We start from the raw sequence: 22217 nt of genomic DNA, 5'->3' as shown, positions 1-22217 counted from the left end.
ATTTAATATTTTCTCATATTTGATTTTTATATATATTTGTTTCTATATGGAAAAAATTTATACGATTAAGGATATCGCAGAACTTGCGGGTGTTTCTAAAGGCACTGTTGACCGCGTTTTGCATAAAAGGGGAAAAGTCTCTCAGGACGCCCTTGACAGGGTAAATGAAGTGCTGGATAAGATTGATTATCAGCCCAACTTGATGGCACGAAGTTTAAAGAAGACACAAATCTATTCCATATGTGTTTTATTGCCGGATTCTAAAAACGATCCGTACTGGCAGTCTTGTATTGACGGTATTAATGAAGCCAAAAAAGAATTTAAGTCTTTTAATGTAAAAGTTGAAATTTTCCTGTTTGATGCGACAAGCACCGTATCTTTTGTAGAAACGAATAAAGCAGTTTTAGCGGCTTCTCCGGATGCTGTTTTGTTAGTTCCCCTCTTTCATAAAGAAGCGAATGAGGCTATTGAAACATATAATTCCAAAGGCATTATTACGAGTATTTTTAATAACCAGCTTAAATCCAGTTCTATAAAAAGTTTTGTGGGCCAGGATTTATTTCAAAGCGGAAGAATTGCTGCCCGATTACTGGAATTGCTGCTTCAGAAAGGCACTATCGCCATCGTCCATATCGATGAAGATTATGAGAATGCCATTCACATGCAGGAAAAGGAAAAAGGATTCCGGGATTATTTTGACCAGTCTGGTAAAGGAAAATTTGATATTAAAACTTTTAAGGTCAAACATCCTCAGTTTAAAACGACGCTTAAAGAGTATTTAGAAGCCAACCCCACTATTGAAGGTCTTTTTGTTACGACTTCCAAAGCGTATCAGGTGGCAAAAATTATCGCTAAAAATCCCGAAAAGAAAATTGCTCTTGTGGGTTATGATTTACTGGAAAACAACCTGGAATATTTAAACAACAAAACCATCGACTTTTTGATTCACCAAAACCCAAAAAGACAGGCATATTTAGGAACCACGAGTTTGATTGAACACTTTATCTTTGAAAAAGAAATTAGTGCCGAAAAGCTGCTGCCTATTGACATTATCAATACCGAAAACGCTAAAGATTATTTTTTATAAACCTAATGAACGTAGCTTAACCGCAAGGTTCGCTAAGGTTTACGCAAGGCACGCTAAATATTCTCATGAAGCGTGATAAGTTTTACGCAAAGAATGCTAAATTATTTCACGCAAAGACGCAAAGTCGCAAAGAAAAACTAAAAAAGAAAAACTTTGCGACTTTGCGTCTTTGCGTGATTAAAAAAAAGCTTGCGAACCCTGCGTAAACCTTAGCGCGCTTTGCGGTTAAATCAGCTAATTTTACCCTAAAGTCAAAGTACCAAAAGAGCTGGCAATATGAAAATTGGGAGTTTCCGTATCCGGATCTACCCATGAAATCCAGGTAGGTTCAAACAGGTTATTTTGCTGTTTTTTGTATTTAGCCCTGAAAAGTCCGGCTTCAATAGTATGGCCCTTAATTAAGTTAAAGTTCATTAAAGACTGAATACTGATCGCTATCTCAACAACAAAATACTCTTCTTTGATATAAGATTTAATTACAATATCATTTTTGGGCCAGTTCCAGTCAAAATCAAATTTTTTGGCGGGAGATGCCTTAAAATCCATGATTCTGGGCGTTGGATCAATTTCTAAACAATAATAGGGATTTAGGGTTTCATCTGTTCTGAAAAAAATCTCTACCCTGTCTGATTCCCCAATGCTGTCAACCGAATCATCTTTTCTGTCGATATGAATGTTGGTATCATGAACAGTATATGAAAAATAAATATTTTTAAGATCCCATAAGGCCCTGAATTCAATTTTTTCAGGTTCTGCATTATCCCACGGAGAACTAAAATCAGTCAGTAATTCTGCCTGCTGCCAAAGCGGGTTATCTGCTAATCCATTTATTTGCAGAATGTTTTCTTCGATACGATTTACAGTATAATTTTTCATTTTAAAAAGGTACGAAATTTTAAAAACAAAAAAAGGGGCAAAAAAGAAAAATCTCTTTTGCCCCTTAGAAATTACTATTATTTCAGGTATACTTTAGTATTACTTAACTTATTATCAGCATTAATCTGAAGAATAACCAGTTGCGATTTCTTTAAATCAGAAACAGTAATGGTTGCTGTATTAACTCCACTATAGGTTTCTTTTAGAAGTACCCTTCCGTTTAAATCCAGCACAGAAATTGTTGCTGTCTTGATTTCTTTTCCAAAATTAACGGTGATTACATCGGATGCCGGATTAGGGAAAACCGCAAAATCAGGGTTGATTTCTTTGGTTACTTCCACAGCTGCCGATTTTTTAGCGGTCGATCCTGTCTGCAATTCAGAACAGCCAATATCGATTCTTCCATTTCTCTTGCGAATATCATCATCAAAATCTAAGGTACCGGAATACGTGCTATTGTAAGTCGGGTCCCCTTTATCTGTAGCGAAAGCTCCGCTGGCTAAAGTAAAATTAAAAGCCGCCGCATTTACAAATCCTGGCAACCCTGTAACTGAATTAACATCCAGACCTGTGGCTGTCGCAAAAGTCGTTGGATTGTAAGAGCCTGTTGTTGAACTTCCGTTGAAACTTACTCCCGTTAAATCAATAGTGAAATCCGTATTGGTTTCTCTGTAAAATAAATTATAGTTCGATACAAAGCCAGATACGGTATACCCTGAAGAAGCCAGAAGCAGTTTTTTACCCGTTGTAGCATACAAAATATTATTTTTGAAGGTAATTCCCGAGCTGTTCTGAAGATGAACTTCGCCGCCGTAAATATCTGCAATAGTCCCCACGGCAACACCGGCAATAGTCGTAACGCCATTGATAACGGCTCCGGTTCTGTTTTTGTAAAAAGTATTGTTGAAAATTTTAGTATTCCCGACACTTGTTGTGTAACCGCTTCCGATAACACCGCCAAAAATAGCTCCGGTCACTACATTATTATAAACCGAATTATTGTTTACAATATGTCCGGTAGACTGGCCACCGTTTCCTGTGGCTGTATTCTGTTCAGCACCCACAGCAATTCCGACACCGCATCGGTACACTTCATTTCTTTGTACCGTACAATTTAACGCACCATCAATATAAATTCCGGCACTATTGGCAACGGCACTCATACAATTAAAAACTTCATTCGAAGCAATCACACCATTTCTTGCCTGGTTATTGCTTGTCGCCCCGGTCGATGTATAATTTCCGGCAGCAACAATTCCGATGTTGGCAATATCATAAACCGTATTTCCTGAAACCGAGAAACCATTTACGTTTCCGGTTACAGTCACGGCTTCTCCCCAACCAGTGGCACAATTCGCTACTTCGTTATTTTCAATTTTAACATTGGTAATTGCGTACGTGGCATTCCCTCCGTCTACTTTGATCGCGTTGGCTACAATTCCGCTATTGGCAGGAATTGACGAAAGATTGTTGCTGATCCATCCGATATTTTTGACAATACAGTTTTTGATCGTGATGTTGTTCAGATTAGCCGTTGCGCCGGAATTGGCTAAAATCCATATTCCCTTGCTTCCGTTGGCGATTTTGTTCGAAATCGTCAAACCATCAACAGTCACACTGCTTGTATTCACAATTCCCAATACATAAGTATCTGAGCTTGTCCAGCCGGAAGCATTAATAACCACAGCAGACGAACCGCTTTTTTGAATCGTCAATGGTTTCCCGACAAAAATAGGTCCTGTAACAGGATACGTTCCCGATAAAACCAATACGGTTCCGCCGGACGGAGCCACCTGAACTCCTTTGGCAATCGTCTTGAATGGTAAGGCAGCCGTTCCTGTTCCTGTAACATCATTTCCGGTTGTAGCGACATACGTCTGGGCAAAGCCCTGCACAAAACACAATAAAATAATAAATGTAATTTTTCTGATTTTCATAATTTGATATTTTGGATTAAACAATTAAAAAACTATAATTAAATATTGCAATATTTCTACAGTATAAATAAGCCTGTTTATTCAGTTAAACTTTAAAAATCAATACGTTAGAATCTAAAATTAAAACTAACTTTTGATTGAAAAGAAGATTTAGAAAAAACGTAAAGTAGCTTATTTCAGACGAATGTAAAAAATGTAATTTAATTGGCAACATGAAAATAAAAAAAAATGTGTTCGAACACAAAAAAAGGCAAAATTCTGAAAAAATGTACTATTTTACTTATAGCTAAATAAGTGTTTTTGGAAGTTTAACAGAATGTGTTTGAACACAATTAAGAAAAGTACTATGTTATTGAGAAGTGAAATGTGTAAAGTGAAAGGTAAAAAGTACTAACCAAGGCGTGAAGATTTAACCGCAACGCACGCAAGGAAAAAAGCGCAAGGTTTGCAAGGCTTATAATAAACTTTGCGAACTTCGCGTAAACCTCTTGCGCCCTTGCGGTTAAAAGAAAAAATCCCAAACTCCGGATTTGGAATTTGGGATTTATAAAATTGAATTTTCTAAAAAACTTTAGTCTAAAATAAAACTAACTGTTACGTTTGCTGTAACTTCAATTTCTCCAATTGCTAAAGTTTCATTTTCAGCACCGGCTGAATCCATAGCTGTTGACTTCATTGCTGCGTACATTGGCTGTGGGTGAAATACCTGCGAGTTGTCAGAAATTGTATAAGCCTTACCTACTTTTTGTCCAAGAACCGAAACATAATCCTCAGCTTTTGATTTAGCGTCTTTTATCGCTAATTTTCGGGCTTCTGTCTGAATCTGAACCAATTTAGATGTTTCAAAAGAAACTTTGTCCAAACGGTTAATTCCCTGCTGAACCAAACCTTCCATCAATTCATCGTATTTAGTTAAATCTTTCAATACAATTTCTATTGTCTGAGTAGCATTGTAGCTGGTTTTCTTTTTCTCATAATCGTATACCGGATTAAGAGCTACTTGTTTCGTTTTGAAATCTGCTGTTGGAATATTCATTTTTTTGATGAATTTCAATACCGCATCGATTTTTTCGTCATTTTGCTTTTTGACGTCTTTAGCATTATTCCCTTTTGTTTCAACCGTAGCTGAAATACAAACCTGATCAGGGGCTACTTTTACTTTTCCTTCTCCATTAACATTGATTTGTGGAATTTGTTTGATTTCCTGGCCGTAAGACATAGTCATAAACATGATTGTTAAAAATAATACTAGTTTTTTCATTTTTGTTATATTTAAATTGTTTGATAGTTGCATTTCAAAAGTTGTGCCAGCATTACAATTTGCCCAATTTCGCCATTCCGAAAAGTATCACGATTGGGATTGCCAGCAGAATTACCATTAAGGTATGGTCCATAAATAACGATGGCACTTTGATCAGCGTAATCAGATAACCGCCTATGGCGCCTCCAAAATGCGCTGTATGGCCAATGTTATCATTTTTGGCTTTCATTCCGTAAATAGAATACAGTAAATACAAAATTCCGAAAAGATAGGCCGGCATAGGAATCACAAAAAAGATACCCAGCATCATATCGGGCTGTAATAAAATGGCAGAGTACAAAACACCTGTTACTGCACCTGAAGCACCAACAGCCCTATAGCTGTAATCGTTTTTATGGAACAGCATGGTAAGTAAACTTCCAAAAATCAGGCTTCCGAAATAAACCAGGACAAAAGAAAAATTCCCCAGCCAGTTTAAAACTACGGGAGCAAAAAACCAAAGTGTCAGCATATTAAAAATCAAATGCATCATATCGGCATGCAAAAATCCTGATGATAACATTCTGATCTGCTCGCCGGAACGAATACTTCCGACATGAAATTCGTATTTTCTAAAAAAGGCAATATCATTAAAACCTTTGTAGCTTATAAGTGCATTGGCCACTATTATCCCAATCAAAATGGTATTCATAAAAAACATTTAATGTGAATTGTAAATATACTCATTCTCCCACATAAGTCAGTAACAAACCAAAATATCGGTCGTTATTCATTTTTACTTTATATTTGCAAAAAAAATTACATGCAATTTCTCGTTTATATTTTGGCCTACCCTATTCTCTGGCTTATCTCTATACTTCCCTTCCGAATATTTTATTGGTTTTCTGATTTTGTATTTTTTCTGGTGTATTATGTTTTAGGCTACCGCAGAAAAGTGGTGCGTGAAAATCTGGCTTTGGCTTTGCCGCATCTCAATTTGGCTGAACGAAAAGTGATCGAAAAGAAATTTTATCAGCACATGTGCGATATGTTTCTGGAAACGATCAAAACCATGGGCATATCACCGGAAGAAATGGATAAAAGATTTCAAATCACCAATCTTGATCTTATAAAAGAATATGCAAAGAAAGGGAAGAGCGTTATTCTGGTCGCTTCACATTATGCGAGTTATGAATGGCTTTTAACGATGAACACTAAAATTGATTTTAAAGGAATTGCTGTTTATAAAACACTTGCCAATCCTTATTTTGACAGATTGGTTCGAAGAATTCGCTCTAAATATGATACCGAATTAATTGAAACCCGAAAGGCAATTCCGATGATGGCCCAAAACCAGCGCGAAGGAATTTTAAGTATGTACGGTCTGGCTAGTGATCAGTCTCCAAAACTGGACAGGATTTTTCATTCGATGAAATTTATGGGTGTTGAAGTTCCGGTACATACCGGTGCCGAAATGCTGGCCAAAAAATACGATTTGAGTGTGATAATGGTAAAAGTAAAAAAAGTAGCAAGAGGTTATTATGAAGCTACCTTCCTTCCTATTGCCGAAAACCCAAACGATTATGCCAATTTTGATCTTACCGAGAAATATTTAAGAGAGGTCGAAAAACAAATCCTTGAAGCTCCGGAATATTATTTATGGACACACAAAAGATGGAAACACAGAGTTGATAAATAGTTTCATAACGAAATAAAAAATCCAAAAAGCAATTGCCGCTTTTTGGATTTTTTCGTTTTAAAGCCTTTCAGAAACCACAAAACAGATTTGATGTGTTTTTGTACTGTTTTTTTGATAAGATATTAATGACAAATTAAACCAACAATAATATCTTTGATGCTGATAAAAAATTTCCCAAAATCTAATTTATCTATTTATGACAAAAAACCTATCTTTTACAGCATTGCTGTTCTGTTTTTCAATGGCCCTATCGGCCCAAAGTCCAAAACGCGGAATCGCTTACGGCTATCATTCCCAGGAAGATTTACTCGCACTGAAACCCGGCGTTTCGTGGTGGTACAACTGGAGTTCCCTGCCAGATCAGGGTATTGAACCTAATTACCCGGCAATCGGTGTGGAATTCGTACCCATGGTGTGGGGTAAAATCTCAGATGCCGATGTACAGGGCTTCATTGCCAAAGTAAAACCCGGTGCTAAATATCTATTAGCCTTTAATGAGCCGAATTTTAATGACGGCGCCAGACTTACCCCTCAGGAAGCGGTGAATGCCTGGGCAAATGTTGAAAAAATAGCCGCCGCAAAAAATCTTGAAATCGTAAGTGCGTCACCTGCATTTAATGGCCCGGATAATTATGGCGGATACACCAGTCCGACTGCCTGGCACGATCAGTTTTTTCTTTTATGTCCCAATTGCAAAGTCGATTATATTTCTTTTCATACGTATGATGCCACAGCAGGATCTGTTATTGGCGTTACGGGACTTTTGAAAAAATACAATCGTCCGGTTTGGGTCACTGAATTTGCGAATAGAGTCGTTCAGTCTGCCGCTGAGAAAACGAAATTTATGAAAGAAATTGTAACCAGTTTTGAAAACGATCCCGACATTTACCGATATTCCTGGTTTACGGGCCGGGTTGATCCTAAATGGCTGGATATGGCCGAAGGTCCTTTACTGGCTCCGCAAAGTGGTGTTTTAAGACCTATTGGAACTGAATATATCAATACGCCTTACACTGCTAAAAAGATGACTGTTCCGGGCAGAATCACTGCCAATAAACATTATCGCAGAAAGGGCACCACTTTATCAAACACAACTGATTCCGGAACAGGTCAAAATGTTACTTCGATCAGCAACGGAGACTGGAATGAATTTATGCTGAATGTTGACAATGCCGGTACTTATAATTTTACTTTTAGAGTGGCATCGGCTACAATTCCCGGAAAATTTGACATTTTGGTCAATAATACGGTTGTTAAAACAGACGAAACCTTTCCTGCAACCGGAGGCGTACAGACCTATGCCAACAAAATTGTAAACGGAATTGCATTACCAAAGGGAGAAGTTTACCTGAAAATCAGGTTCAAATCAAATGATATGAATTTTAATTTTATTGATGTTGCCACTGCGACACTCGGCATAAATGATCCTGCAGTTGAAAAAGATTCTTTTACAGTTTATCCTAATCCGGTTAAGGAGCAGTCTACTCTTCACATTAAATCAGAAACAACAGAACCTTTACATTTGAAAATTATCGATATAAAAGGAAGTACCTGTTATTCTTCGGATGATTATTTTACCAATGAAGATATTAAAATTGGAGACAAACTCCAGAGCGGGATTTATATCGTAACCGCAACTTATGGTACAGTCAAAAGATCACTGAAAATTATCAAAAAATAAGTTTTGGTTTTAGAATAAAAAAAACACCTCTTTCAAATTCATGGAAGAGGTATTTATTATTTTATGAAACAACTGAAAATTAAATTCCAGCAATCGCTTTTATTTCATCAATAATGCGAAGTGCCAGAACATCGGCTTTTTCCTGAGAAGGCGCTTCTGTATAAATTCTGATGATTGGTTCTGTGTTTGATTTTCTTAGGTGCACCCATTCAGTAGCAAAATCAATTTTCACACCATCAATTGTCGTGATATCTTCGTTTTTATATTTTTCGGTCATGGCAACCAAAATAGCGTCCACATCAATTTGAGGTGTCAGTTCAATTTTATTTTTGCTCATGTAATACTCCGGATACGAAGTTCTCAAAGCCGAAACAGACATTTTCTTATTGGCCAGATGCGTTAAAAACAACGCTACTCCAACCAGACTATCACGCCCGTAATGCGATTCCGGGTAGATAATTCCACCGTTTCCTTCACCACCAATAATGGCATTATTTTTTTTCATCAGTTCCACTACATTCACCTCACCCACCGCACTGGCTTCGTAGCTGCCTTTGTGGCCAACCGTAACGTCACGCAAAGCACGTGAAGACGACATATTAGAAACGGTATTTCCAGGTGTTTTACTCAGTACATAATCGGCACAAGCCACCAAAGTATATTCTTCGCCAAACATCTCCCCGTCTTCGCTGATAAAAGCCAGACGATCAACATCCGGATCTACTACCACTCCAAGATGTGCTTTTTCTTTTACTACCAATTCAGAAATATCCGTCAGATGTTCTTTTAAAGGTTCCGGATTATGAGGAAAATGTCCGTTTGGTTCGCAGTACAATTTTACTACTTCAACGCCCATTAACTCCAATAACCTCGGAATGATAATTCCTCCTGATGAATTCACCCCATCCACAACAACTTTAAATTTTGCTGCTTTTACTGCTTCAACATCCACCAAAGCTAAGTTTAACACTTCGTCAATATGGATATCCATATACGCATCGTTTATGGTGATTTCTCCCAAATTGTCTACATCTGAAAAGTCGAAAGCTTCTGCCTCGGCAATTTCAAGAATTTTGGCACCTTCGGCACCGCTTAGAAATTCCCCTTTTTCATTTAGCAATTTCAGGGCATTCCATTGCTTTGGATTGTGAGAAGCCGTCAGTATAATTCCGCCATCTGCTTTTTCCAATGGTACTGCAATTTCTACCGTTGGTGTAGTTGAAAGTCCAAGATCAATTACATTAATTCCTAAACCAATTAAAGTATTTACTACAAGATTATGAATCATCGGGCCTGAAATTCGGGCATCACGACCAATCACAACCGTCAGTTTTTCTTTAGAAGTATTATTTTTAAGAAAAGTTCCGTAGGCCGATGCAAATTTCACAGCATCAACAGGAGTCAGGTTATCTCCTACTTTTCCACCAATAGTTCCACGTATACCTGAGATAGATTTTATTAAAGTCATTTTTTTGAGTTATGGTTACCAATTACAAATATAGAAAAGTTAGTAAGGTTCTAAGTTGCCAGGAGGCTAAGATTTTCTTAAAAAGTTGCTGAGGGGTTAAGTTACTTAGGTGCTGAGTTTTTAATGGGGCATTGGATCATTCTTTAAATGATATAAAAAAGTTTTCATACATTTACTAAAATAAACTTAGCGTCTTACCACCTAAGAGCCTTAGCACCTTAGTACCTAAGAAACTTAGCACCTCAAAAAAATGAATTTTCTAGCACACATTTATTTGTCAGGAGACAATGATCTGATCAAAATTGGCAATTTTATGGCCGATGGAATTCGCGGAAAACAATTTGAACATTTTCCGGAGGATGTCCAGAAAGGGATTATTTTACACCGCTCTATAGATACGTACACCGATTCGCATGATGTTTTCAGGCAAAGTACCAAGCGGTTACACGAAAAATACCACCACTATTCCGGAGTGATTGTAGACATTGTTTATGATCATTTTTTAGCTAAAAACTGGACTAAATACTCTGACGAAAAACTGGAAACTTTCATTAACAGGTTTTACAGATCCTTACATGAAAACTACGATATCCTGACCGAAAAAACGCAGGACCTAATGCCTTATATGATTCAGCGCAACTGGCTTTTGAGTTATCAGACCGTTGAAGGGATTCATCAGATCTTAACCCAAATGGACCGAAGATCCAAAAACGAATCCAAAATGCAGTTTGCCAGTACCGAATTAAAAGAATTTTACACCGAATTCGAACAGGAATTCACCCTCTTTTTTGAAGATATAAAAGAGCACGCAAAACAAAAACTACTCTTATTATGAGAAAGATTACGCTTCTATTTACCTTCATTTATATTAGTTGCGCAGCGCAGCAGACCCCGGCAAAACCAACAGGATTGGTAGTTACAAAAGCGATGGTCGTTTCCGCACGTGAGGAAGCCTCAAAAATAGGGGTTGAAATCATGAAAAAAGGCGGTAACGCTTACGATGCGATGGTGGGTACAGAACTGGCGCTTGCCGTTGCTTTTCCGTTTGCAGGAAACATTGGCGGTGGCGGATTTATGGTATACCGAAAAGCAAATGGCGAAGTTGGGGCGTTAGATTATCGTGAAAAAGCCCCTTTAGCCGCTACCAAAGACATGTTTTTAGATAAAGACGGAAATGTTATTAAAGGAAAAAGCACCGAAACAGCTTTGGCAATTGGAGTTCCCGGTACTATTGCCGGTGTTTTTGCTGTTCATAAAAAACTGGGATCACTGCCCATGTCCGAGATTTTAAAGCCGGTAATTGCCCTGGCTGAAAGAGGCGTAATTGTAACAAAAAAACAGGAAAAAAGCCTGGATGCTTACCGCGAAAGCATTGTCACAATAAACGGAGACAAAACCCTCCTGGCAGCTGATTTCAAAGAAAACGATACGATTAAATATACCGCTTTGGCTGAAACTTTAAAGAGAATTCAGAAAAACGGCAGAAATGAATTTTACAAAGGAACGACGGCCAAAATCCTGGTGGATTATCTTAAGAAAAAAGGAGGCATTATTACCCTTGAAGATTTAGCGAAATATGAAGCCAAATGGAGAACACCGCTTCAGTTTACGTACAAAGATTTAAAATTAACCTCCATGTCTCCTCCAAGCAGTGGCGGAATCTGTCTGGCGCAAATTTTAAAAATGGTCGAACCGTACGATTTATCTCAATTAGGACACAACACAGCCGAATCCATTCAGATCATAGTTGAGGCCGAAAGACGAGCCTACGCGGACAGAAGTCAGTATTTAGGTGATCCGGATTTTGTGAAAATTCCGATCAAAGCCTTACTGGAAGATGCTTATTTAAAAGACCGAATGGCTACTTTTAATCCCGAAAAAGCAAGCTTATCCTCAGAAATAAAAGAAGGGAAAGTGACGTATAGTGAAAGCACAGAAACTACCCATTATTCTATCGTGGATCAGTTTGGGAATGCTGTTGCGGCAACTACAACCCTAAATGACGGTTATGGCTCTAAATATTATTGTGAAGAATTAGGATTCTTTTTAAATAATGAAATGGACGATTTTAGCGCCAAGCCCGGATCTCCGAATATGTTTGGTTTAGTAGGAAATGAGGCCAACAGCATCGCACCGCAAAAACGGATGTTAAGTTCCATGACACCAACCATTGTAGAAAAAAACGGAAGCCTGTTTATGGTAGTCGGTACGCCGGGCGGTTCGACTATTATTACTTCTGTTTTGCAGACTATCCTAAATGTTTACGAATACAACCTAAGCATGCAGGAAGCGGTAAATGCCCCTCGTTTTCATCATCAGTGGCTGCCTGATCTTATCAATTTTGAGCCGGACACTTTTGATCCCGCAACGATCGAAAAACTAAAATCCAAAAGCTATCTGATCAACGAGAAACCGAGTCCGATTATTGGCAAGGTGGATGCCATTTTGGTTCTTCCGAATAAAAATCTGGAAGGCGGCGCAGACTTCCGCGGTGATGATAAAGCAGTAGGCTTTTAATTTAGTTCCCTTTTTTTAATAGTTTTTTAAAGATTATAATTTAAATTTGTAGTATCCGTAATTTTTAAAACAGAATGCTAAAAAAATATTTCCGAAGACTCGAAAGCATTATTGCTTTGGCGCAATCCTTAATGACCCCAAAGCAATTTATTTTTTTATCAAGTGTTTTGATCGGCATTTCATGTTCGCTTGCCGTAATTATACTAAAGACTTTTGCACACAGCGTTTTTTCATTTGCCACTTATATCAATGGTATTCTAAAATTAAGTTTCATTAATAGCTTACTTCCTATTATTGGAATTTTACTTACCGTTCTGGTAGTCAAAAAAGTATTAAGCGGAACCATTCAGAAAGGAACCTCCCAAATACTGTATGCGGTTGCCAAAAAAGCAAGTATCATTCCGAAGAAACAAATGTATGCGCAAATTGTGACCAGTTCGTTAACCGTTGGCTTGGGCGGTTCTGCCGGTTTAGAGAGCCCGATTGTGATCACAGGGGCTGCATTTGGATCTAATTTTGCCCAAAATTATAAGTTACCTTATAAAGACAGAACACTACTAATTGGTTGTGGTGTTGCCGCAGGAATATCAGCAGCATTTAATGCGCCCATTGCCGGCGTTCTTTTTGCCATTGAAGTTTTATTGGTTGATGTTAGCATTTCGGCTTTCACCCCTATTATGATTTCTGCTGCTACCGGTGCTATTGTATCTGCCATTTTATTAGATGAAAGTATTTTATTGTCTTTCAGACAGCAACAAACTTTCAATTATCACAATACCCCGTTTTATGCCATTTTAGGAGTACTAACCGGGCTTGTAGCGATTTATTATTCACGAAATTTCCAGAAAGTCGAACATTATTTTTCCAAACTGGAAATGGGACCTTATAAAAAAGCTTTGATAGGATCTTCCATACTGGCTATTTTGATTTTTATCTTCCCTACTCTTTTTGGTGAAGGTTACGAAAGTATCAAAACCTTATCTGAGAATGATCCCGGAAAATTATTAGACAATACTTTATTTAGTGATTACCGAAACAATAATTGGGTTTTACTGATTTTTGTAGGATGTACTTTGATGATAAAAGTACTGGCTACAGGTTTGACCATAGGAAGCGGTGGGAACGGAGGGAATTTTGCTCCGGCCTTGTTTATCGGTTCTTATTTGGGTTATTTTTTCTCTAAATTGATTAATATGACAGGCCTCACCAATCTGCCTGTCAGCAATTTCACAATGGTTGGAATGGCCGGTATCCTTAGTGGTTTGTTTCATGCACCGCTAACAGCTATCTTCCTGATCGCCGAAATAACGGGAGGTTACGGTTTAATGATTCCGCTGATGATTATATCGTCTATAAGTTTTGCGATTTCTAAAAAATTCGAAAAACATTCACTTGATGTAAAAGGACTGGCTAAGAAAGGTCATGCCTTTACAAGCAATAAAGATTCCAATATTCTTTCAACTCTGGACATTGACTCCATTATTCAGACGGACTATCTAACCGTTCATCCTGATGAAAATTTAGGCAAACTTGTTGATCTGATCTCCCATTCCAATCAGGTCGTTTTTGCAGTTGTCAATAACGACAGGGACTTGGTTGGTGTTGTCCACTTTAATGATATTCGTGAGATTATTTTCAATTCATATCGTGTGAAATATACGGTGATCAAAGACGTCATGAAAACTCCGCCTGCTACCATTTCTTCCTACGACAGCATGGAAATCGTAATGAGTAAATTCGAAAATACAAAAACAGCATTCATTCCCGTATTACGAAATGAAAAATACTACGGCTTCATTTCCAAATCGATAGCACTTGAAGCGTACAGAACCAAATTGCGATCCATGACCATTGAATAAGCTTAATATCGGATAGAGTAAAATTTGGAGTATCCGATAATAAGAAGTACCTTTGTGGGATTATGTGGAATATAGACCTGACATACAGAGAAGAATTTCAATCAACGTTTGAACGATTGTATCAAAAAAGGCAGGATTTGCAAACCAGCAGACCATTGCCCAATATCGCTTTGCATAAAATCCGTGAAAGCCTTTCGCTCGAATGGACCTACAATTCGAATAGCATAGAAGGAAACACCATGAGCCTGCGTGAAACACAAATGGTAATTCAGGAAGGCATCACCATAAAAGGAAAATCATTACGGGAACATTTTGAAACCCATAATCACGATAAGGCCATTGATTATTTGTATACCATTGTCAATGACGATTACAAACTCAGAAGTATAGACATACTTTCGATTCATGGTTTAGTATTGCGATCTATCGAAGATGACTTTGCAGGGCATCTAAGAAATGGCGGTGTTCGTATTTCAGGAGCCAATTTCATGCCTCCGAATGCGAATAAAGTATCGGACTATCTTGACGAATTAATCGATTTTATAAATACAAATCCACTAGGGCTTAATGATATAGAACTGGCTACCATTTATCATCACAAATTAGTCTGGATACATCCTTTTTTTGATGGAAATGGGCGTACGGTGCGTTTAAGCATGAATTTATTATTGATGCGCTGTGGGTTTCCGCCTGCCATTATTCTTAAAAATGACCGGAAAAAATATTATGAAGCGCTTAATCAGGCCAATAACGGCAATTATCAAAAGTTAATCCTTTTGATGTGTCAGGCCTTAGAACGTACGCTCAATATTTACCTGAATGCTATGCCGGATAGTGATACCAACTTTCAAAAAATATCAGATATTGTCAGTGAGCCGCAGGCACATTATGGTCAGGAATATATTAGTTTACTCGCCCGAACAGGCAAAATAGACGCTTACAAAGAAGGCCGAAACTGGTATACGACCAAAGAAGCCATCGAAGAATATATGCTTACCCGAAAAAGAAAACGCTAACTCAGGTTAGCGTTTTTTTGTTACTAATTGTAACATAAAGTTTTGTACTCTAGTACTAAAAGAACAAATCAAAGTGGTAACTTTGCGTTTTGCTCAAAATTATGTTAGAAAAAGACAATACTATTGAAGTTCTTGGTGCAAGAGTTCATAATCTAAAAAATATAGACATTTCTATTCCGCGTGAAAAATTGGTGGTTATTACCGGTTTATCGGGTTCGGGAAAATCTTCTTTGGCATTTGACACTATCTATGCCGAAGGACAACGCCGTTATGTTGAAACGTTTTCAGCCTATGCCAGACAGTTTCTTGGCGGCTTAGAGCGTCCGGATGTTGATAAAATTGACGGACTTTCACCCGTAATTGCAATCGAACAAAAAACAACCAGTAAAAGTCCGCGTTCAACCGTTGGAACGATTACAGAAATATACGATTTCCTAAGACTTCTTTACGCCCGTGGTGCTGATGCTTTCAGTTACAACACCGGCGAAAAAATGGTTTCGTATTCTGACGACCAGATTAAAGATTTGATTATTCAGGATTTTAGCGGAAAACGCATCAATATTCTTGCTCCGGTCATTAAAGCCAGAAAAGGGCATTATGCCGAACTATTCCAGCAAATTACCAAACAGGGTTTTTTGAAAGTACGCGTTAATGGCGAAGTGCAGGATTTGGTTTCAGGAATGAAATTAGACCGTTATAAAACCCATGATATCGAAATTGTAGTAGACCGAATGCTGATCGAAGATACTCCGGACAATCAGAAACGACTGGCTGAAAGCATTAATACTGCCATGCATCATGGTGAAAATGTACTGATGATTTTGGATCAGGATACTAATGAAGTGCGTTATTTCAGTAGAAATTTAATGTGCCCTTCCACTGGAATTTCCTACCAGAATCCGGAACCGAATTTATTTTCGTTCAATTCTCCAAAAGGAGCTTGTCCGCATTGTAACGGATTGGGAACCGTACACGAAATCAATGTCAAAAAGATTATACCGAATCCTAAATTATCCATCAAAAGTGGTGGTTTTGCGCCTCTTGGCGAATATAAATCATCGTGGATTTTCAAACAATTAGAAGTTATTGGAGAAAAATTCGGTTTCAAAATAACCGATGCGATCGAGAAAATTCCCGAAGAAGCCATGCAAATGATTCTTCATGGCGGGAAAGATAAATTCGTAGTAAATTCAAAAGATTTAGGTGTAACCCGTGATTACAAAATAGATTTTGAGGGAATATCACATTTCATCAAAAATCAATTTGACGAAACTTCCTCTACAACTATAAAACGCTGGGCAAAAGATTTTATGGACGAAGTAAACTGTCCGGTTTGTGAAGGATCCCGTCTGAAAAAAGAAGCACAATTTTTCAGGGTTAACGGGAAAAATATCACCGAATTATGTGATATGGATATTTCTGATTTAACCGCCTGGTTTCAGGATTTAAACAATCATTTGTCTGATAAACAGCTTCTCATTGCTTCTGAGGTAGTGAAGGAAATCAAAGACCGTCTAAACTTTCTAATGAATGTTGGTTTGGATTACCTGGCTTTAAGCCGAAGTTCAAAATCGCTTTCGGGCGGTGAAGCACAGCGTATTCGTCTGGCCACGCAAATTGGTTCACAATTGGTTGGTGTTTTATATATTCTCGATGAGCCAAGTATCGGTTTACACCAGAGAGACAACGAAAAACTAATACATTCGCTGGAACAACTGCGTGATATCGGGAACTCGGTTATTGTTGTAGAACACGACAAAGATATGATCGAACGTGCCGATTATGTAATTGATATTGGTCCGAAAGCCGGAAAATACGGCGGTGAAATCATCAGTATCGGAACACCAGCAGAAACTTTACAATCGAATACCATTACCGCACAATATCTGAATGGTACAATGAAACTGGAGATTCCTAAAGAAAGACGTAAAGGAAACGGCAAGTTTTTAAAACTTTCAGGAGCAACCGGAAACAACCTTAAAAATGTTTCAATCGAATTGCCATTGGGGCAATTGATTTGTGTTACAGGAGTTTCAGGAAGCGGTAAATCGACTTTGATCAACGAGACGCTCTACCCTATTCTGAACGCTTATTATTTTAACGGTGTCAAAAAACCGCAGCCCTATAAAAAAATAGAAGGATTAGAACATATTGACAAAGTAATTGATATTGACCAAAGTCCGATTGGAAGAACACCACGTTCGAATCCGGCGACTTATACGGAGGTTTTTACCGAAATCAGAAACCTGTTTACGATGACTTCCGAAAGTATGATTCGCGGTTACAAAGCAGGACGTTTTAGCTTTAATGTGAAAGGCGGACGCTGCGAAACCTGCGAAGGTTCGGGTGTGAGAACCATTGAAATGAACTTTTTACCGGATGTTTACGTCGAATGTGAAACTTGTCAGGGAAAACGTTTCAACAGGGAAACTTTAGAAATCCGTTATAAAGGAAAATCTATTTCGGATGTATTGAATATGACGGTGGATGAAGCGGTTCCGTTTTTTGAGAACATTCCAAAGATTTACCGAAAAGTAAAAACGATTCAGGACGTTGGTTTAGGTTATATTACGCTTGGCCAGCAAAGCACAACGCTTTCGGGTGGTGAGGCACAGCGTATCAAACTGGCAGGAGAATTGTCTAAAAAAGATACCGGAAATACGTTTTATATTCTGGACGAACCTACTACAGGTTTACATTTCGAAGACATTCGGGTTTTAATGGACGTAATCAACAAACTGGTCGATAAAGGAAATACAATCCTGGTGATCGAACATAATATGGATGTAATCAAACTTGCCGACTATATTATTGATATTGGCCCTGAAGGCGGAAAAGGCGGCGGACAATTAATTGCCAAAGGAACCCCTGAGGAAGTGGCAAAAAATAAAAAAAGTTATACGGCTAAGTTTTTGAAAAAGGAATTGGAATAAAGAGATCTTTAAAATCTAAATTTTTAATGAGATAAATATCCATGATAAACTAAATCATTTTTATCATGAATATTTATCTTATCGCCTTCCTTTATTAAAAATATTTTGTTTGCAATTTGCATAGCATCTTCATAATAATGATCCGTCAAAATTATTCCTTTAGTTTCTTTTATATTATTTAAAAAATCTTTAATTATTTCAATAAATAAAGGTTCAACCATAGAAAACGGCTCATCTAATAATAAAAAATTATGATTTAAATTACCTAGTAAAATAATTTCCAAATACCTTCTTTCTCCAAGAGATAATTCCCAAATTTTACGATTTTGTATATTAGTAATCCGAGGAGCATAAAATATTTTATCTTGTTTATCCTCATCATTAAAATACATGAAAATTATTTCTGAAACTTTTAATCTTTTAGGCAAGAAATCTTTTTGTGGCAAATAACCAATTCTATTGTCCAAAATGACTTTACTCTCTTTTATGAACTCTCCATTGATTCTAATTTCTATGCTATCTGATTTTAAAGTTCCGTAAATAAGTTTTAAAAGAGTCGATTTACCACTACCATTTCGTCCAAAAATTGCATTTATTTCACCAGTGTAAAATTGAAATGATAAATTTTTTAAAATTTGTTTTTCTTTAAAAGATTTATTTACATTTTTAATTTCTAAAACATTCATTTTATTAGCTGATAAGTTATGAAGACAATAGTCGAAATAAAAACATTCAAAAACAGGACAATCAAATTTAATCTCTTTTTAGTAAATCCTTTATTATGATAAAAATAATATTCATTACAATAAAAATACTGAAAGCTGAAAATACCGAAAATCGTTCCAATGCTGGCAAAAATAATTGGCATTAAATAAAAATTAAAAAACAACAGACTTAGTAGAAAAGAATAGATAAGGTTAAAAAAATTAACATCAAAATAGTACTTAAATATAATTTTTACCATCTATTTTAAACGATTAAATATATATAACTGGCTTTGAGAGTTTTTATTTAAAGAAAAATCCGTAGGCTGTTCTTCAAATTCACCATAAAAAAATTCTATTTTTATTTTATCCGGGTTAATAAAATGTAGCAATCCTAATATTTTAGCTTCAATCCCATTCTCTTCAACCTTCATATTTATCCAGACTGGTTCTTTTGTAAAATCTGTAATAAATACAAACGGAGGAGACTGCTTTTCGCCCTGAAATAATAGTACTATATTTTCATTTTTAAATTCTATATAATTTATATCTGAGTAATCTTCGTTATTTACCCATTTCCCCATAAGTCTGCTATCTTGTGGAAAAACATTATAATTACATGTAGTAATTAAAAGTAGTAAAAAAAATATTCCTTTTGTTTCAATTTTCATATCTATGATTTTTATTAACAAAAAACAGCTATAATGAATTATAGCTGTTTAAATAATTCTTTTTAAATAAATTAGATCGGCTGACAATGCATATTAAATAGCCAGCATACAAACCCGGCAAAATCACTTTTTTCTCTATAACACTTTTTATTAAATTTTAAATCTACATTTTCAATATTATCAGAATATTTTAATCTGATAATCTCAGTATTTTTATTTTCTTTTAAAGTTAGAATTTGAATATGATTTTTTTTAATGTTTCCCATAGAAACAGTTATAAATAACATCATAACAACAGTTGCATAAATCATTTTTTTCATTTTTTAAAAATTGTATAAATTAATATTTTAAATTATTACACAAATTCTCGCGAAAAATTTTGTAAGACAAATTTCACTTTTTAAATTCTAATTAAAAATGTGAACATACGAAAAAATATGTGAATCAAAGCATACAATATAAATATAATCCTACTTTTTTATTAATTTTGTTAAATTAAAAATTTTAGGGTAAAATGATAAAAAATAGATTAAAAGCCGAAAGAAGGGAGAAAAAATTATCTCAGGAACAGATTGCAGAACTACTATTTATGGATCAATCCCAATATAATAGAAGAGAAAAAGGTCTGATAAAAATTTCAACACAAGAATGGAAAAAAATGGCCAAAATATTAAATGTGAAAGTTGAGGATATTTTTGAAAGCGATGATACGTTATTTAGTATCAACACTAATCAAAGAGAAAAAGATAAATCCAAAAATGGTATAAAAATAAAGATTATAATACCACAGAGCGAAATAAATGAATTATACAAAAAACTTGACGACCTATTAATTATTTTAAAAAACAAGATTTTATAAAAGATCTATTTATACCAAAAAAAATCCTGGTTAATATTTAATTATTTAAACAAAACCGTAAACCGGCAGAAGATACTGCGACGTGTCAACAGATATCAATTCGTATTTCCTATAACAACTTAATCTACTGATATTGAAACCCCAACCAAAATCAAACCTTTGAAAATGTTACAATTCAATTAATAAACCCAGATTTTTGTAACAATTCTCGAAAAAAGGATTAATTTAGTACGCCCATTTTGTCAACGTTATTTTGATTTTGACAGGTACTTAAAGAAAATCTATGAATCTAAAAGAAAAATTAAATACCGTTGACCGCTATTTTTCACCTAAAATAATTGATGAAGTAAACGATCAGTATATTAAAGTGGCCAAAATAAAAGGTCAGGAAGTGCCGTGGCATAATCACGAAAATGAAGATGAATTATTTTACATCATCGACGGTGAACTTTTAATGGAAATTGAAAACGAGCCCTCTTTCACGATGAAAAAAGGCGATTTATTCGTTGTGAAAAAAGGCATCAATCACAGGGTTTCATCGGTTGAAGAATGTTCTATAATGCTGATTGAATCGAAAACCACAGAACATACCGGAAAGGTCAAAAGCAACATCACCAAGTCAATTGAAGAACAGACGTATTAGTAAAGAGTTCTTCTTTTTATAAAACGATGCTTTAATTGAAGCCGAATGCCCTAGCCCTGATGGTAGCGGCATCCTTTTGTGGCGGGGTTCGCCACAAAAGATACAGCGGACAGCAGGAAATAGCTCATCACTCTGTACACACTCAATGTGGCGACCTGATTCAAAAATAAAGACACAACTTAAGAATAAAAATATAAATAATTAAAATACCTAAAATGAGATTAGAAGATTTTGATAATGATGAGGATAAAGTAATTCAGGACCGTTTGAAACAAAAAACGTGGAATGAAATCAGAACCAATGACAGCTGGGCGATTTTTAAAATCATGGCTGAGTTTGTAAACGGTTACGAAAGCATGGGGCGTATTGGTCCGTGTGTATCAATTTTTGGATCAGCCAGAACAAAACCAGACGATAAATATTATTTACTGGCAGAAAAAATTGCCTATAAAATTAGTAAAGCAGGTTACGGTGTAATTACAGGCGGAGGGCCGGGAATTATGGAAGCCGGAAATAAAGGGGCGCATTTAGGAGGCGGAACTTCGGTTGGACTGAACATTGAATTGCCTTTTGAGCAACATTTTAACCCTTATATTGATCACGATAAAAACCTGAATTTCGATTATTTCTTTGTGAGAAAAGTAATGTTCGTTAAGTATTCACAAGGTTTTGTGGTTATGCCGGGTGGTTTTGGAACTTTAGACGAAATGTTTGAGGCCATTACTTTGATTCAGACGAAAAAGATTGGAAAATTCCCAATTATATTAGTAGGTGTTGAATTTTGGTCGGGACTGATCGAATGGGTAAAAACAGTTTTAGTAGAAAAAATGCATACGGTAAGCCCGGAAGACCTTAACCTATTTAAGATCGTAGATACTGAAGATGAAGTGGTTGAGGCTTTGGACAAATTCTATAAAAAATACGATTTAAGTCCGAATTTCTAAATATTTTTAGCTGTTTACATAATTTGAATTCATTCAACGCCGCATCGGTAAAAGTAAAATTTACATGAACTTAAACTACTTAA

19 protein-coding genes are annotated in these 22217 nt (G+C 36.3%); 11 read left to right on the top strand and 8 right to left on the bottom strand.

Going from position 1 to position 22217, the window contains the following annotated elements:
* The first annotated feature begins 46 nt into the window (after positions 1-46).
* The gene (locus D0817_RS13140) at positions 47-1087 is read left to right on the top strand and encodes a LacI family DNA-binding transcriptional regulator (RefSeq protein ID WP_127338828.1); all 1041 of its coding nucleotides are present in this window, start codon (positions 47-49) and stop codon (positions 1085-1087) included.
* A gap of 240 nt (positions 1088-1327) precedes the next feature.
* Here the strand turns inward: D0817_RS13140 and D0817_RS13135 are convergent, their stop codons facing one another.
* The 4 genes from D0817_RS13135 to D0817_RS13120 form a co-directional block, all read right to left on the bottom strand.
* Positions 1328-1963, bottom strand: a complete 636-nt coding sequence (locus tag D0817_RS13135) for a carbohydrate-binding family 9-like protein (protein WP_127338827.1) — start codon at positions 1961-1963, stop codon at positions 1328-1330.
* 77 nt (positions 1964-2040) lie between these two features.
* The gene (locus tag D0817_RS13130; protein ID WP_127338826.1) at positions 2041-3900 is read right to left on the bottom strand and encodes a T9SS type A sorting domain-containing protein; all 1860 of its coding nucleotides are present in this window, start codon (positions 3898-3900) and stop codon (positions 2041-2043) included.
* Between the two features lie 571 nt (positions 3901-4471).
* Entirely contained in the window at positions 4472-5161 is a 690-nt protein-coding gene (locus D0817_RS13125) for an SIMPL domain-containing protein (protein ID WP_127338825.1), read from the bottom strand.
* Between the two features lie 52 nt (positions 5162-5213).
* Complete coding sequence (locus tag D0817_RS13120) at positions 5214-5852, bottom strand: rhomboid family intramembrane serine protease (protein ID WP_127338824.1); 639 nt, start codon at positions 5850-5852, stop codon at positions 5214-5216.
* A 111-nt stretch (positions 5853-5963) separates the two neighbouring features.
* Here D0817_RS13120 and D0817_RS13115 point away from each other — a divergent pair, with 111 nt between their 5' ends.
* Together D0817_RS13115 and D0817_RS13110 are read left to right on the top strand one after the other, a co-directional pair.
* A complete protein-coding gene (locus D0817_RS13115) occupies positions 5964-6839 on the top strand; it encodes a lysophospholipid acyltransferase family protein (protein ID WP_127338823.1) in 876 nt (291 codons plus the stop codon).
* A gap of 196 nt (positions 6840-7035) precedes the next feature.
* Positions 7036-8520, top strand: a complete 1485-nt coding sequence (locus D0817_RS13110) for a glycosyl hydrolase (RefSeq protein WP_127338822.1) — start codon at positions 7036-7038, stop codon at positions 8518-8520.
* Between the two features lie 79 nt (positions 8521-8599).
* Here the strand turns inward: D0817_RS13110 and glmM are convergent, their stop codons facing one another.
* Positions 8600-9988 (bottom strand): phosphoglucosamine mutase, encoded by a 1389-nt coding sequence (gene glmM, locus D0817_RS13105; protein WP_127338821.1) that lies wholly within the window; start codon positions 9986-9988, stop codon positions 8600-8602.
* Between the two features lie 250 nt (positions 9989-10238).
* Between glmM and D0817_RS13100 the strand changes: the two genes are divergently transcribed.
* From D0817_RS13100 to uvrA, 5 genes are all read left to right on the top strand, one after another.
* A complete protein-coding gene (locus D0817_RS13100; RefSeq protein WP_127338820.1) occupies positions 10239-10823 on the top strand; it encodes an acyl carrier protein phosphodiesterase in 585 nt (194 codons plus the stop codon).
* Positions 10820-12505, top strand: coding sequence for a gamma-glutamyltransferase (ggt, locus tag D0817_RS13095; RefSeq protein WP_127338819.1), 1686 nt, complete (start codon positions 10820-10822; stop codon positions 12503-12505). The genes D0817_RS13100 and ggt overlap by 4 nt, the downstream gene beginning before the upstream one ends.
* Before the next feature lie 74 nt (positions 12506-12579).
* A complete protein-coding gene (locus D0817_RS13090; RefSeq protein ID WP_127338818.1) occupies positions 12580-14364 on the top strand; it encodes a chloride channel protein in 1785 nt (594 codons plus the stop codon).
* Positions 14365-14426: 62 nt separating this feature from the next.
* Entirely contained in the window at positions 14427-15380 is a 954-nt protein-coding gene (locus D0817_RS13085; RefSeq protein WP_127338817.1) for a Fic family protein, read from the top strand.
* A 101-nt stretch (positions 15381-15481) separates the two neighbouring features.
* On the top strand, positions 15482-18313 hold the full coding sequence (gene uvrA, locus D0817_RS13080) for an excinuclease ABC subunit UvrA (protein ID WP_127338816.1): 2832 nt from the start codon (positions 15482-15484) through the stop codon (positions 18311-18313).
* Between the two features lie 23 nt (positions 18314-18336).
* On the opposite strand, the gene D0817_RS13075 is transcribed toward uvrA, so the two are convergent.
* The 3 genes from D0817_RS13075 to D0817_RS13065 all read right to left on the bottom strand — a co-directional run bounded on the left by D0817_RS13075 (position 18337) and on the right by D0817_RS13065 (position 20008).
* Positions 18337-18999: an ATP-binding cassette domain-containing protein gene (locus tag D0817_RS13075; protein ID WP_127338815.1), complete on the bottom strand. Its 663-nt coding sequence runs from the start codon at positions 18997-18999 to the stop codon at positions 18337-18339.
* A 278-nt stretch (positions 19000-19277) separates the two neighbouring features.
* Positions 19278-19688 (bottom strand): hypothetical protein, encoded by a 411-nt coding sequence (locus D0817_RS13070; RefSeq protein WP_127338814.1) that lies wholly within the window; start codon positions 19686-19688, stop codon positions 19278-19280.
* A gap of 71 nt (positions 19689-19759) precedes the next feature.
* Positions 19760-20008, bottom strand: a complete 249-nt coding sequence (locus tag D0817_RS13065) for a hypothetical protein (RefSeq protein ID WP_127338813.1) — start codon at positions 20006-20008, stop codon at positions 19760-19762.
* 194 nt (positions 20009-20202) lie between these two features.
* On the opposite strand from D0817_RS13065, the gene D0817_RS13060 reads away from it, so the two are divergent.
* From D0817_RS13060 to D0817_RS13050, 3 genes are all read left to right on the top strand, one after another.
* Positions 20203-20547 (top strand): helix-turn-helix transcriptional regulator, encoded by a 345-nt coding sequence (locus D0817_RS13060; protein WP_127338812.1) that lies wholly within the window; start codon positions 20203-20205, stop codon positions 20545-20547.
* Between the two features lie 283 nt (positions 20548-20830).
* The gene (locus tag D0817_RS13055) at positions 20831-21190 is read left to right on the top strand and encodes a cupin domain-containing protein (RefSeq protein WP_127338811.1); all 360 of its coding nucleotides are present in this window, start codon (positions 20831-20833) and stop codon (positions 21188-21190) included.
* 215 nt (positions 21191-21405) lie between these two features.
* Positions 21406-22134: an LOG family protein gene (locus D0817_RS13050; protein WP_127338810.1), complete on the top strand. Its 729-nt coding sequence runs from the start codon at positions 21406-21408 to the stop codon at positions 22132-22134.
* Positions 22135-22217: the final 83 nt, after the last annotated feature.

Source organism: Flavobacterium cupreum (genome assembly GCF_003996965.1).
In the GTDB taxonomy this organism is placed as follows: Bacteria; Bacteroidota; Bacteroidia; order Flavobacteriales; family Flavobacteriaceae; genus Flavobacterium; species Flavobacterium cupreum.
Note: the sequence above shows the minus strand (reverse complement) of the source record. Positions and strands in the feature narration are given on the sequence as shown.

Bases quoted from the DNA above. Each gene is read 5' to 3' on its own strand.
- D0817_RS13085 (WP_127338817.1), top strand. From the start codon at position 14,427: ATGTGGAATATAGACCTGACATACAGAGAAGAATTTCAATCAACGTTT.
- D0817_RS13135 (WP_127338827.1), bottom strand. From the start codon at position 1,963: ATGAAAAATTATACTGTAAATCGTATCGAAGAAAACATTCTGCAAATA.
- D0817_RS13090 (WP_127338818.1), top strand. From the start codon at position 12,580: ATGCTAAAAAAATATTTCCGAAGACTCGAAAGCATTATTGCTTTGGCG.
- D0817_RS13065 (WP_127338813.1), bottom strand. From the start codon at position 20,008: ATGAAAAAAATGATTTATGCAACTGTTGTTATGATGTTATTTATAACT.
- D0817_RS13110 (WP_127338822.1), top strand. From the start codon at position 7,036: ATGACAAAAAACCTATCTTTTACAGCATTGCTGTTCTGTTTTTCAATG.
- glmM (WP_127338821.1), bottom strand. From the start codon at position 9,988: ATGACTTTAATAAAATCTATCTCAGGTATACGTGGAACTATTGGTGGA.
- D0817_RS13130 (WP_127338826.1), bottom strand. From the start codon at position 3,900: ATGAAAATCAGAAAAATTACATTTATTATTTTATTGTGTTTTGTGCAG.
- D0817_RS13115 (WP_127338823.1), top strand. From the start codon at position 5,964: ATGCAATTTCTCGTTTATATTTTGGCCTACCCTATTCTCTGGCTTATC.
- D0817_RS13055 (WP_127338811.1), top strand. From the start codon at position 20,831: ATGAATCTAAAAGAAAAATTAAATACCGTTGACCGCTATTTTTCACCT.
- D0817_RS13070 (WP_127338814.1), bottom strand. From the start codon at position 19,688: ATGAAAATTGAAACAAAAGGAATATTTTTTTTACTACTTTTAATTACT.
- uvrA (WP_127338816.1), top strand. From the start codon at position 15,482: ATGTTAGAAAAAGACAATACTATTGAAGTTCTTGGTGCAAGAGTTCAT.
- D0817_RS13125 (WP_127338825.1), bottom strand. From the start codon at position 5,161: ATGAAAAAACTAGTATTATTTTTAACAATCATGTTTATGACTATGTCT.
- D0817_RS13075 (WP_127338815.1), bottom strand. From the start codon at position 18,999: ATGAATGTTTTAGAAATTAAAAATGTAAATAAATCTTTTAAAGAAAAA.
- D0817_RS13120 (WP_127338824.1), bottom strand. From the start codon at position 5,852: ATGAATACCATTTTGATTGGGATAATAGTGGCCAATGCACTTATAAGC.
- D0817_RS13140 (WP_127338828.1), top strand. From the start codon at position 47: ATGGAAAAAATTTATACGATTAAGGATATCGCAGAACTTGCGGGTGTT.
- D0817_RS13050 (WP_127338810.1), top strand. From the start codon at position 21,406: ATGAGATTAGAAGATTTTGATAATGATGAGGATAAAGTAATTCAGGAC.
- D0817_RS13060 (WP_127338812.1), top strand. From the start codon at position 20,203: ATGATAAAAAATAGATTAAAAGCCGAAAGAAGGGAGAAAAAATTATCT.
- D0817_RS13100 (WP_127338820.1), top strand. From the start codon at position 10,239: ATGAATTTTCTAGCACACATTTATTTGTCAGGAGACAATGATCTGATC.
- ggt (WP_127338819.1), top strand. From the start codon at position 10,820: ATGAGAAAGATTACGCTTCTATTTACCTTCATTTATATTAGTTGCGCA.